The organism is Bradyrhizobium sp. MI1.7 (assembly GCF_055811795.1).
In genome coordinates this window covers 54373-66746 of record NZ_JBVVPO010000024.1, presented here as the reverse complement: position 1 = coordinate 66746, position 12374 = coordinate 54373, and the positions used below count along the sequence as shown (strand labels likewise).

Sequence of the window (12374 nt, the reverse complement as noted above, 5' to 3'; positions counted from 1 at the left end):
AGGGCGAAGGTTGCATTGAATGCGGCCAACCGTCGGATACAAAAATAGGGAAAGCCAGGGTGGAAACGATGACGCGAAAGAACGCGAAGCGGTGTGCATTGCTCGTGGGTGCGGCGGTCGCGCTGAGTGCGAATGCCGTGTCGGCGGCGACGCTGGCGGAGGATGCGGAGATGGTCTGCAAAAGCCTCGCTGGCGGCGCCGATGCCGTGAAGATCGTTTCCGCGACATTGCTGGCGCCGTCGCAACTGGCTGTCGCCGAGCGCGGGCCGACGCCGTCTGGGCGCATCACGCCGGCCAATCCCGGTTTCTGCAAGGTGCTGGGTCACATCGACCCAACCGATCCCAAGGCGCCGCCGATTAAATTCCAGGTCAACCTTCCCGTCGAATGGAACGGGCGCTCCGTTCAGTATGGCGGTGGGGGCTTTAACGGCGTGCTGATCACCGGCCTTGGGCTGCCGCCGGCCTATCCGTTCGACAAGCCGTCGCCGCTGGCGCGCGGCTTCGTCACCTACGGCACCGATTCCGGCCATGAGTCCAAGCCAGGCGAGCCGCCGCAACTGTTCGCGCTGAATGACGAAGCCTTCGAGAATTTCGCCCACCGTGCCTACAAGAAGGTGCGCGACGCCGCGGTTGGGCTGATGGAGCGCACATACGGCAAGAAGCCGGAAAAAATGTACTTCATGGGCTCGTCCGAGGGCGGCCGCGAAGGCCTCACCATGGCGCAGCGTTACCCTGATGATTTCGATGGCATCTTCGCCCGCGTGCCCGTGATCAACTGGGTCGGCCTGCAGCATGCCGGCACGCGCTCGGGGCTCGCGACCATGGGCGAGGGCTGGATCAATCCGGCGCAGGTCAAGCTCGTGGCCGATTCCGTGCGGCAGGCTTGCGACAAGGCCGACGGCTCCGATAATGCGCTGGTGCAGGACCCCGTAGCCTGCAAGGCAGCGTTCAAGGTCGAGACGCTGCGTTGTGCGGCGGGCCAGAGCGGCGATCAGTGCCTCACCGATGCACAGATCAAGGCCGTGAACACGCTGCACGGGACCTACAAATTCCCGTTCGCGCTCGCCAACGGGCTCGACGATTATCCGGGCTGGGGCGTGTCGGGCGAGGATGCGGCGGCGATCGGACCGACCGGTGGCTGGGTGGCGTGGTGGCTTGGCACAGCGCCACCCGCGCAGCCGCCTGCCCCCAACAACGGCATCGCCTGGATCTACGGCGCCGGCGGCATTCAACATGTGTTCGCACGCGATCCCAAGCTCGACGTCACCACCTACAAGGTCGAGGAGCACAAGGCGCGGCTGCTAGAGGTCTCGAGCCTGATGGATTCGACCGATCCGGATCTCAGCCGTTTTCGCGGACGCGGCGGCCGGCTGATCATGCTCGAGCACATGGCCGACTATGCGCAGAGCCCCTATGCCGGCATCCGCTATTTCGAAAGCGTCGAGCGCAAGCTCGGCAAGGCCGAGACGGCGGAATTCGCGCGGCTCTACACCGCCCCCGGCGTCGACCATGTCGGCTCCGGCGCGCCGGCCAATGTCGACATGCTGAGCGCATTGGTCGACTGGGTCGAGAAGGGCAAGGCGCCCGGCGATCTCGAAGTTAGCGAGCAGAAGGTCGAGGCGCCGTCGTTTGCCGTGTTGCGCGCGATGCCGCTGTGCCGCTGGCCGTCCTGGCCGCGTTACAAGAGCGGCCCGGTCACGGAGGCGTCCAGCTTCACCTGCGCGCCGTGAGGCGGCTCTTCACCTCTCCCGCTTGCGGGGAGAGGTCGGATCGCTCTTGCGATCCGGGTGAGGGGGTACAGGTCCCTCGACGATCTCACGTGTGGAGAGAGGCCCCTCACCCCGACCTTCTCCCCGTAAGAACGGGGAGAGGGGGAAGAAGAGCCTAATGCACCGGCCCACCGGCCGCCTTCACGCGCCGCGTCAGCAGCACCGCGATCGCGGCGATCACCAGCACGATGCCGATCACGGCAAAGGCGTCGGAATAGCCCATCACCAGCGCCTGGCGCTTGACCGTCTTGCCGAGCGCGATGATGGCCTGCTCGCGCGCGGCGTGGGGGTCGGGCACGCCGTGGGCCATGAAGTAATCCGTCATCTGCGCGATGCGGGTGCGGACTTCCTCGCGGCCGAGCGTGACCGACTGGCCGATGATGTTGGAGTGGAACTGCTCGCGCTTGGTGATGATGGTCGCGAGCGTCGCCGTGCCGATCGCGCCGCCGAGATTGCGGAACATGTTGCTGATGCCGGAGGCCGCGGCCGCGTCCTGCGGCGCGATGCCGCCCGTCAGCACCGAGGTCAGCGGCGTCAGCACCATGGCCTGTCCCACGGCACGCACGATGTTCGGAATCCAGAGCTGGTCGCCGGCATAGTCCGGCGACATCGCCGTGTTCATGAAGCAGCTATAGGCGAAGATCAGAAGGCCGGTGATCGCGATATAGCGCGTGTCGAAGCGTTGCATCAGCTTCGGGATCAGCGGGATCAGCACGAGCTGCGGCAGGCCGGTCCAGGCCAGCACATTGCCGATCTGCTCGGCGTTGTAGCCCTGCGCCTGGCCGAGATAGGCGGGCAGGATATAGACCGAGCCGAACAGCGCGAAGCCGACCATCGTCATCGCAATGGTGCCGAAGCCGAAATTACGCTGCGTCAGGAGACGCAGCCGGATCAGCGGCTTCTCGATCGTGAGCTCGATCGTGACGAACAGCGTCAGGCTGACGGCCGCGATCACGGCGAGCTTGACGATGAAGGGCGAGGAGAACCAGTCGTCCTTGTTGCCTTCCTCGAGCACGGCCTGCAGTGCCGACAGCCCGATCGCCATGGTGAAGATGCCGGCCCAGTCGCCTTCCTTCAAGAGACCGAGCTGCATCTTCTGCTTCTCCAGCGTCAGATAGAGCGCCGCCACCATCACCGCGGTCGGGATCACGTTGACGAAGAAGATGGTACGCCAGCCGTAGTTCTCCGTGAGATAGCCGCCGATGGTCGGGCCGATCGAGGGTGCGAAGGTGACGGACAGCGCGAAGATCGCAAGACCCACCGGCTGCTGCGGCTTCGGCAGCTTGGTCAGCACCAGCGTGAACGCCATCGGGATCAGCACGCCGCCGGCAAAGCCCTGCAGGCCGCGCATCGCGATCATCGACGGCAAATCATGTGTGAAGGCGCAGGCGACCGAGAACGCCGCGAACAGCGTCGCGCTCGCCAGCATGTAGCGGCGGAACGAGAACACGCGGCTCAAATAGTCGGTCAACGGGATCACGATGATCTCGCCGATCAGATACGACGTCGAGATCCAGGAGCCGTTGTCGGCGCCGGTTCCGATGCCGCCCTCGATGTTGGCCAGCGAGGCGTTGGTGATCTGGATGTTCAGGATCGCCATGAACGAGCCGATCATGGCGGCGAGCACGGCGATCCAGATCGCGGCACTCGCGCGGTTCGGGTCGGCTATTGCCGGATCAGGCGTCGCGGCCGGTGTTGCTGGCGTCGAAAGTGAGAGGCTGTTTGACATAGCACGACCCTCCGGAAACGAGCTTCGCCTTTACGTTTGTCTTGGGCGTCACGGCCGCATTCGCGGTCGGCGCGGTCGAACGTGTTGCAATAGTCGGGATCACCGACATGCCCGGCCGTAGCGCGATCGCGGGACCGTGCGCGGCATCGAGCGCGATCTTGACGGGGATGCGCTGCACCACCTTGGTGAAATTGCCGGTGGCGTTGTCGGGCGGCAGCAGCGCGAACTCCTGGCCGCTCGCCGGCGCGATGGAATCGACGTGGCCGTGCACGACCTGGCCCGGGAAGGTGTCGACCTCGATATCGACGGCCTGGCCGGCCTGCACGTGGGTGAGCTGCGTCTCCTTGAAGTTGGCGACCACATAGGCGCCCTCGGCCGGCACGATGGCCATCAGCTGCGTGCCCGCCTGTACGAACTGGCCGACGCGCAAGGAGCGGTTGCCGACCACGCCGTCGATCGGCGAGACGATTGTGGTGTAGCCGAGATTGAGCTCGGCCTGACGCTGGAGTGCGGCCGCGCGTGCGGCGGCGGCCCTGGCTTGCAATATCTCGGCGTTGAGGAGATCGACCTGCTTCAAGGCGGAGGTGAGATTGGCGATATCGCGCTGGATCGCCGCGTCTGCGCCGGCGTCGCGCGCTTGCGCCTGCTGCGCGTTCTGCACGCTGCCGAAACCCGTTGCCGCGAGATCGGTGTAGCGCTTGTTCTCCTGCTTCGCGAAAACCTTCGCGGCATTGTCGACATCAATGGTCGCTCTTGCCGCCGCGATCACGGCCTCCTGGACCTCGAGCTGCGCTTGCTTGCTTGTCACCGTCGCATTCGCGGCGGCGACGTCGGCCTTGGCCTGGTCGAGCGCGACGCGGAAGTCGCGATCGTCGATCCTGGCGAGCACCTGGCCGGCCTTCACATGCTCGTTATCGCCGACCAGGACGCGGTCGAGGTAGCCGCTGACCTTCGGCGCGATCGTGGTGTTGTCAGCCTTCACATAGGCGTCATCGGTGGAGACGAGGTACTGCCCGACGGTCCAGTAGTCGTAGCCGTACCAGCTCGCGCCGGCCAGCGCGACGATCGCCGCACCCATCAGCAACAGCTTGCGGAGATTGATTTTTTGCCGGCGGACGCCGGTCGGTGCGGTGGGCAGCACGCCCTCCGGCACGGTTGCTGGAATAGCGGTTTGGGTCGCAGCAGATGGGGTCGTGTGGACGGACATGGCCGGCTCCCCTGAATTAGGAAACTTGACGATTTCCAAAATGAGACTAGCTTTGGAATTGTCAATGGAATGACAGGCGTCATTTAAAAGCATGGCTCAGGCAAAGCCATCAGGTGAATGCCGCCCCCGCGGGCGGCCGCAACTGCGCAGCGACGAGGAGACGAGGCAGATCGTCTTCGACGCCGGGCGCCACGCCTTCGCCGTCGACGGCTATGCCGCGACCAGCACCGAAGAGCTGGCACGCCGCGCCGGCATCTCGACCAAGACGCTCTATCGCCTGTTTCCGGGCAAGGCCGCGCTGTTCGAGGCGATGTGCGCGGACAGGCTCGAGCGGCTGCTCTCCGCCGTCGATCTGCAAGGAAGCGACGAGGTCGATATCGAGACGGGCCTGCGTGCCGCGCTGCTGGCCTGCGCCGATCTCGCGCTCGATCCTGAGGTCGTGGCGCTGCAGCGCATGGTGCTGCAGGAATCCGCCGCGTTCCCCGAGCTCGCCGCCAACTTCTACAGCAACGGCATTTCCCGCACCGTCAGGACGCTCGCGGGCTGGCTGCGTGTCCAGGTCAAGCGCAAGCGCATCGCCATCGATGATGCGGAGGAAGTTGCCGGCATGCTGATCGGCATGGTCGCATCGGCGCCGCAGCGCGCGGCGATCTATGGGGGCATGCCGCTGCCGTCACGCAAGCAGATCGAGCGCCGCGTGCAAACCTGCGCGGCGCTGTTCCTCGATGGCTGCCGCGCCGCGTAGCCGTCTCCCTTTGACAATCCGGTTCGGCTCGGCTATCTATTTCGCATGCGAAATAAAGAAGCCGCAGCGAGGCATCATCGGCTTATTTACCTCCTGAACGTCGCGCAACGCCGTTTGCAGCGCTGGATGGCGGCGCAGCCGCAGAACGAGGTCACGCCGGCGCAGGCGGGGCTGTTGTTCATCCTCGGCAAGCAGGACGGCGTGCTGATGGGCGAGGCAGGCGCGGCGCTCGACATGGGGCCGGCCGGCATCTCAGGCCTCGTCGATCGCAGTGCTGCGGCGAGGCTGGTCGAGCGGCGGGCCGATCGCGAGGATGGCCGGGCCTGGCGCGTATGGCTGACGCCGAAGGGGCGCACCGTGCTGACGCAGGCGAAGACTGACGCGGCGCAGATCAACGCCGCGTTGACGGACGGATTTACCAGCGCGGAGATCGACATCGTCGCGCGCTGGCTGACCAGCATTCAGGACAAGTTTCCAAGACCTTCAGACGACTAAAGGAGAGACCCATGACCGAGCACGTCCGGATCGAGAACAACAACGGAATTCTCACCCTCACGCTGGCGCGCCCCGACAAGAAGAACGCGCTGACGGATGCGATGTACGGCAAGCTCGCCGACACCATCGAATCCGCCGAGTTCGATCCGTCCGCCCGCGTGATCCTGATCCGCGGCGAGGGTGACATGTTCACCGCCGGCAACGATGTCGGCGAATTCGCCGCCGTGGCAGCCGGCAAGTCCGAAGGCAGCCGTAACGTCGTGCGCTTCATCCAGTCGCTGGCGCGCTGCACCCGGCCGCTCGTCGCGGCCGTGCAGGGCCGCGCCGTCGGCGTCGGCACCACGATGCTGCTGCATTGCGACCTCGTCGTGCTCGCCGACAACGCGCAATTGTCGACGCCCTTCGTCAGCCTCGCGCTGGTGCCGGAGGCCGCCTCCAGCCTGCTGATGCCGGCACGCATCGGCTACGCCCGCGCCTACGAGATGTTCGCGCTGGGCGAGACCGTACCGGCGAGGTCGGCGTTGGAATGGGGCCTTGCCAACCGTGTGGTGCCGCTCGACAAGCTCGATGCCGAGGCGCTCGCGCTGGCGCAGCGGCTCGCTCGCCAGCCGGCCGGCGCGCTTACTGCGACCAAGAAGTTGATGCGCAACGGCGAGGCGCTGGTCGCACAGATGCAGGCCGAAGGCGAGCAATTCGCGCAGCGTTTGCGCACGGCGGAAGCACGCGAGGCCTTCACCGCCTTCGCCGAGCGCCGGCCGCCGGATTTCACCAAGGTTGCCTGATTTCGCTAGTCTTAAAGCGCTTACAGACCGGGCACTTCCGGCAATTTGACTAAAACCTTAACCGATCCTTGGCATGTCGCGATGCAGGGTGGCCGGCAGTACAATGCAGGCCCCCTGACTCATGGCAATGTTTAAGAAATCGGTAAGCTCGCTTCTCCTGACCTTGATGGCTCTGCTGGCCGCCGGTGCGCTGGCCTCTACCGCGATCCAGATGTTCGGAGCGTTCGGTCGCTACAGCGACAGTCTCGAGACGGCGCGGCTCGCCGCTGCCGACAAGGCGATCTTCCATGGCGTGCTCGCGTTGCGCAACAATCGTGGCGATGCCCAGAGCGCCATCCTTGGCGAGGACGATCCCAAGGCAAAACTCGCCGAAGCCGAGAAGGCCGAGCAGGGCGGCTATGAAGGGATCAGCGCTGCACTCCCGACCGTCGATTTCGCACGCCGCGACGAGCTCGCCGGCACGCTGAAGCAGCGCTGGAACGAAGCCGCGCCGCAATTCCAGCTGTTCTACGACGAGGCCAGGCTTCCGCGCGCCGAGCGCAAGATGGAGCGAACCAATTCCTGGTACGATGCCGTCACCAAGGTCATCGACACTGCGAACCTCGCCTCCACCGCGGTGTCGAACCGCGCCTGGATGAACGATCCCTACATCGCCCGCATGATCCAGGTCCGCCGCTTCGCCTGGCAGGTGCGCGACCGCTATGGGGTCCATTGTTCGTCGCTTCGCTCGAACATCAACAGCAGCAAGCCGCTCGACGACGTTCAGAAGCGGTCGGTGGCGCAATGGGACGGCACGATCGCCTCCGGCTGGGCGGGCATGGCCGAGTTGCTGGCCGCGCCCGACGTGACGGCGGAGCTGGTGACGGCAGCGTCGGACGCGAAGACCAAGACCGATGGCGTCCTGAAGCAGATCGGCGATCTCACCAAGAATCTCGACGGCAGCGGCAAGCCCGCGATGCCCGCTTCGGAGTGGAATACGCTCTGCCAGTCGCCGTTCCCGCTCATTGTCGGGGTCGCGACCAAAGCGCTGGATCAGTCGATCGCGCGTGCCGAGGCCGTGCAGACCAAGGCGCTCACCAACCTCATCGTGCAGTCGCTCGCGTTTCTGCTCGCGCTCGCCGTGACCCTCGCCGGCGTCTACGTGGTGCGCAATCGCCTGATGCGCCCGGTCCGCGCCATCCTCGACGCCATCGCGCGAATCGGCGCCCGTGATTATGCGACGCCCGTGCCGCGATCCCGATATCCCGACGAGTTCGGCACCATGGCTGCCGCGCTCGAGAGCCTGCGCGAGAGCGCGGCGACCGCCGAGCGGCTGGGCCAGGAACGCGAATCGCAGCAGGCGTTGCAACTCGCCCGCTCCGGCACCGTGGACGACGCATGCCGCAGCTTCGACGACACCGTGCAGGCGGTGATCCACAGTGTCGCGGCGTCGGCGAGGGAGCTCGATGCCACCGCGACCGATGTGCGCACGCTGGTATCAGAGTCGACCAGCCAGACCGCGGCAGTCTCTTCCGCAGCCGAGCAGGCCACCAACAATCTCGAGACCATCGCGGCCGCGACCGAGGAACTCTCCGCATCCGTCGGCGAGATCTCCGCACAGGTGCAGTTGAGCGCCCGCGAGGCGCGCGAGGCGGTGTCGCAGGCCGAGCGGACCAACGCGACGGTCGAGATCCTCGATCAGACCGCGAGCCGGATCGGCGAGGTCGTGAAGATGATCAACGCCATCGCCGGCCAGACCAATCTCCTGGCGCTGAACGCGACCATCGAAGCGGCGCGTGCGGGCGAGGCCGGCCGCGGCTTTGCCGTGGTCGCCGGCGAGGTCAAGAGCCTCGCCGCGCAGACCGCAACCGCAACCGAAGAAATCTCGCGCCAGGTCGAGGAGATCCAGGGCGCGACGGGCCAGGCCGTGACCGCCATCCGTTCGATCGGGGGCGCCATCAGCGGCATCGACGAGAAGATGACGGCGATCGCAGCCGCCGTCGAGGAGCAGCGCGCGGCCACCACCGAGATCTCGCGCAACTTCCAGCAGGCCGCCCAGGGCACCCGCGAGGTCACCGACACCATCGGCAGCGTCGCGAGACTCAACCAGGAAACCGGCAACGCCGGCACGGTGCTGTCCGAATCCGTGAAGAAGATGTCGGGCGATGCCGATCGTCTTCGCGTCGCGGTCGAGGGCTTTTTGGGGGCCGTGAAGACCGCATAACCTCGATCGTCATCCGTCTGGGCGTCGCGCGAACGGCATTGCCGCCGCTTCACGCGGCGGGTACATCTGTGGCGCTGCGGGAGTGCCGCAACAGACGTATCAAGGATGGAGAGTTCGATGCCGGCCACCCCACACAACGCCCAGCGCCCCTATCGCGGCGTGTTCCCGGTCGCGCCCACCATCTTCGACGAGCGCGGCGAGCTCGACCTCGAGGGCCAGCGCCGCTGCATCGATTTCATGATCGATGCGGGCTCGAATGGTCTCTGTATCCTCGCCAATTTCTCCGAGCAGTTCGTGCTCACCGATGCCGAGCGCGAAACCGTGATGCATGCGGTGCTGGAGCATGTCGCGGGCCGGGTTCCCGTGATCGTCACCACCACGCATTTCAGCTCGGCCGTCTGCGCGGCGCGCAGCCAGCAGGCGGAGGCGGCGGGGGCCGCGATGGTGATGGTGATGCCGCCCTATCACGGCGCGACCTTCCGCGTGCCCGAGAAGGGCATCGTCGAGTTCTTCAAGGTGCTGTCCGGCGCGATCAACATTCCAATCATGATCCAGGACGCGCCTGTTGCCGGAACGCCGCTGTCGGTTGAGCTGCTCGCGCGGCTGGCGCGCGACTTCGCCAACATCCGCTATTTCAAGATCGAGGTGCCGGGCGCGGCGGCAAAGCTCCGCAGCCTGATCGAGGCGGGCGGCAAGGATATCGAGGGACCGTGGGACGGCGAGGAAGCCATCACGCTGCTCGCCGATCTCGACGCCGGCGCCACCGGCGCGATGACGGGCGGCGGCTATCCCGACGGCATCCGCCAGATCATCGATCCCTATTTCGCCGGCAAGCGCGAAGAGGCAAAGGCCGCCTATGAGCGCTGGCTGCCGCTGATCAACTACGAAAACCGCCAATGCGGCCTGATCGCCTGCAAGGCCATGATGCAGGCCGGCGGCGTGATCAAATCGGACGCCGTGCGGCATCCGCTCCAGCCGCTGCACCCGGCAACGCGGGCAGGGCTGCTGGAACTCGCGAAGGAGCGGGATGCGCTGGCGTTGCGGTGGGGGAAGTAGCGCCGCACCCACTCGGTTGTCGCTAGCTCTCTCGGCAGTCCCCGCCTTCGCGGGGGCGACGCCGAGTGTGAGGTGCGCGCTGGCCTGATCCCGCCGGCTTCCGTCTGGCTAAGGGCGTCGAATTAGCGCGGTTCGGGCGGTTTTCCGCACGCCGGCGATGACATATTGTACGCTCCTTGCACGCTCGCCAACCAGGTCCGCGGAGCTTCTCAAGACGTCGCTGAGCAGCTCTTCATTATGCCGCTATTCCGAGCCAGGTTGGAGCGAGCCGACGAAACAGGGAGGCAGTGCCATGACGATGAGGCCGGATCCCACCTTTCACGCATCGCCTAAGCTGGCGATGGAAGCACCTGCAGAGAACTTTGCCTACACGCTGCTGCTCAGTCCGGATTTCTCAAAACCGGATGCTCTCGCGGTCATCGACGTCAAGCCGGGATCGCCGACCTACAGCCAAATCGTCCACACGGTGACGATGCCCAACAAGGGCGATGAGTTTCATCACTTCGGCTGGAATGCCTGTTCCTCCGCCTTGTCTCCGCTCGCCGGACACGCCTTCATCGAGCGGCGCTATCTCATCATCCCCGGGATACGCTCGTCGCGGATCTACATCATCGATACCAAGCCCGATCCGACCAAAGCCAAAATCCACAAGATCATCGAGCCCGAGGAAATCTTCAAGAAGACCGGCTACTCGCGGCCGCATACCATCCATTGCGGGCCGGACGGCGTCTATGTGAGCACGCTGGGCGGCGGCGGCAAGGACGGCACCAACGGGCCTCCAGGCGTTTTCATCATGGATTGCGAGACGTTCGAGGTCCTTGGACGGTGGGAGATCGACCGCGGTCCGCAGACACTGCATTATGATTTCTGGTGGAACCTGCCGCGCGACTACATGGTGACGAGCGAATGGGCGTTGCCGCCGCAGTTCGAGAACGGGATCGTCGCGGAAGATCTGCTGGCGAACAAATATGGCCATCGTCTCCACTTCTGGGATCTCCGCGCCCGTCGCAACGTGCAGACCATCGACCTCGGCGCCAATCATCAGATGGCGCTGGAGGTGCGGCCCGCGCACGATCCGGTTCGCGAATACGGCTTCGTTGGCGTTGTGGTCGACACCACCAACCTCGAAGCGTCGATCTGGACCTGGTGGCGCGAAGGCGGAAAATTCCATGCGGAGAAGACGGCGACGATCCCGCCCGAGCCCGCGCCAAAGGAGAAGCTCCCGCCGCTGCTGCAGGGATTTGGCGCCGTGCCACCGCTGGTGACCGACATCGACCTGTCGATGGATGACCGGTTTCTCTATGTCTCGTGCTGGGGCACTGGTGAGATGCGCCAGTACGATGTGAGTGATCCGCGAAAGCCGAAGCTCGCGGGCTCGGTTCACATCGGCGGCATCGCGCGCCGCACGCCCCATCCGAACGGCAAGGCATTTGCGGCCGGTCCGCAGATGGTCGAGATCAGCCGCGACGGCAAGCGCGTGTACTGGACCAATTCGCTGTATTCCACCTGGGATGATCAATTCTATCCCGATGGGGTTCCGGGCGTCGAAGTCATGGCCAATGTCGGCCGCGACGGCGGCCTCGAGCTCGCCAAGGACTATTTCGTGAGCTTCCCCGACGGATATCGTGCGCACCAGATCAGGCTGGAGGGCGGCGATTGTTCGACGGACTCCTTTTGCTACCCGTCGGCCTAGGCTGGCAGCACGGGAGTTGGCCGCTCGGCTGGCTGTGGCTCGCTCTTGTTGCGAGCGGTCTCTATCACGGCGTCAATCCGGGAATGGGATGGCCGCTCGCCGTTTCGGCTGGGCTCATGGACAAGAGCCCGCGCGCGCTGTTCCGCGCGTTGTGGGCTCTGGCGGCCGGACATCTCCTGGCAACACTTCTCGTGCTGCTGCCATTCGCGTTCCTGCTCGTGCTGGCCGAGTGGCAGCGTTCGATCCAGCTCGGCGCGAGTCTTCTCGTCATCGGCTTCGGCGTCTATCGGCTGATCGAGCGACGCCATCCGCGCACGCTGGCACGAATTCCGCCAACGCAATTGGCGCTCTGGTCATTCGCCGTTGCCATTGCCCACGGCGCGGCCTTGATGCTCGTGCCGATCTATCTCGGGCTCTGCCAGGCCTTCGAGCTCGATGCCGGCCATGAGGCGGCGGGCGCGCTGATGAAGGCAAGTCTTCTGAAGACAAGTCTCGGGATGGCGGTGCTGGTGTCCCTGGTGCACGTTGTCGCCATGGTCAGTGCCGGCGGATGTCTGGCGTGGCTGGTCTACCGCTATCTGGGATTGAGGTTCGTCGCGCGAAGCTGGTTCAATCTGGATGCAATCTGGGCGACCAGCCTCATTCTGGTTGGCGCCGTGGCGCTTGCCTTCAATCTCGCGAGCTGGCGCTGAGGC

The 12374-nt window shown here is 65.4% G+C and carries 10 protein-coding genes; 8 read left to right on the top strand and 2 right to left on the bottom strand.

The annotated features are described in order from the left end of the window. The first annotated feature begins 68 nt into the window (after positions 1-68). Positions 69-1730 (top strand): tannase/feruloyl esterase family alpha/beta hydrolase, encoded by a 1662-nt coding sequence (locus tag AC0L3X_RS22215; protein ID WP_085400028.1) that lies wholly within the window; start codon positions 69-71, stop codon positions 1728-1730. Positions 1731-1884: 154 nt separating this feature from the next. Here the strand turns inward: AC0L3X_RS22215 and AC0L3X_RS22210 are convergent, their stop codons facing one another. Both AC0L3X_RS22210 and AC0L3X_RS22205 read right to left on the bottom strand, forming a co-directional pair. After that, entirely contained in the window at positions 1885-3498 is a 1614-nt protein-coding gene (locus AC0L3X_RS22210; RefSeq protein ID WP_473316752.1) for an MDR family MFS transporter, read from the bottom strand. Next, positions 3446-4705 (bottom strand): HlyD family secretion protein, encoded by a 1260-nt coding sequence (locus AC0L3X_RS22205; protein WP_063979776.1) that lies wholly within the window; start codon positions 4703-4705, stop codon positions 3446-3448. Before AC0L3X_RS22205 ends, AC0L3X_RS22210 begins: the two co-directional genes overlap by 53 nt. Before the next feature lie 91 nt (positions 4706-4796). Here AC0L3X_RS22205 and AC0L3X_RS22200 point away from each other — a divergent pair, with 91 nt between their 5' ends. The 7 genes from AC0L3X_RS22200 (at position 4797) to AC0L3X_RS22170 (ending at position 12371) form a co-directional block, all read left to right on the top strand. After that, positions 4797-5450 (top strand): TetR/AcrR family transcriptional regulator, encoded by a 654-nt coding sequence (locus AC0L3X_RS22200; protein ID WP_063979775.1) that lies wholly within the window; start codon positions 4797-4799, stop codon positions 5448-5450. A 45-nt stretch (positions 5451-5495) separates the two neighbouring features. Next, positions 5496-5945, top strand: a complete 450-nt coding sequence (locus AC0L3X_RS22195; RefSeq protein WP_063979774.1) for a MarR family winged helix-turn-helix transcriptional regulator — start codon at positions 5496-5498, stop codon at positions 5943-5945. 11 nt (positions 5946-5956) lie between these two features. Next, positions 5957-6727, top strand: a complete 771-nt coding sequence (locus AC0L3X_RS22190; RefSeq protein WP_063979773.1) for an enoyl-CoA hydratase — start codon at positions 5957-5959, stop codon at positions 6725-6727. A gap of 121 nt (positions 6728-6848) precedes the next feature. Further along, positions 6849-8930 carry a methyl-accepting chemotaxis protein gene (locus AC0L3X_RS22185; protein WP_063985908.1) on the top strand — a complete coding sequence of 694 codons (2082 nt, stop codon included), beginning with the start codon at positions 6849-6851 and terminating at the stop codon, positions 8928-8930. Positions 8931-9047: 117 nt separating this feature from the next. Then, complete coding sequence (locus AC0L3X_RS22180) at positions 9048-9986, top strand: dihydrodipicolinate synthase family protein (RefSeq protein ID WP_028148940.1); 939 nt, start codon at positions 9048-9050, stop codon at positions 9984-9986. A gap of 292 nt (positions 9987-10278) precedes the next feature. After that, complete coding sequence (locus AC0L3X_RS22175) at positions 10279-11679, top strand: selenium-binding protein SBP56-related protein (RefSeq protein ID WP_028159106.1); 1401 nt, start codon at positions 10279-10281, stop codon at positions 11677-11679. An 83-nt stretch (positions 11680-11762) separates the two neighbouring features. Then, the gene (locus AC0L3X_RS22170) at positions 11763-12371 is read left to right on the top strand and encodes a hypothetical protein (protein ID WP_085965313.1); all 609 of its coding nucleotides are present in this window, start codon (positions 11763-11765) and stop codon (positions 12369-12371) included. Positions 12372-12374: the final 3 nt, after the last annotated feature.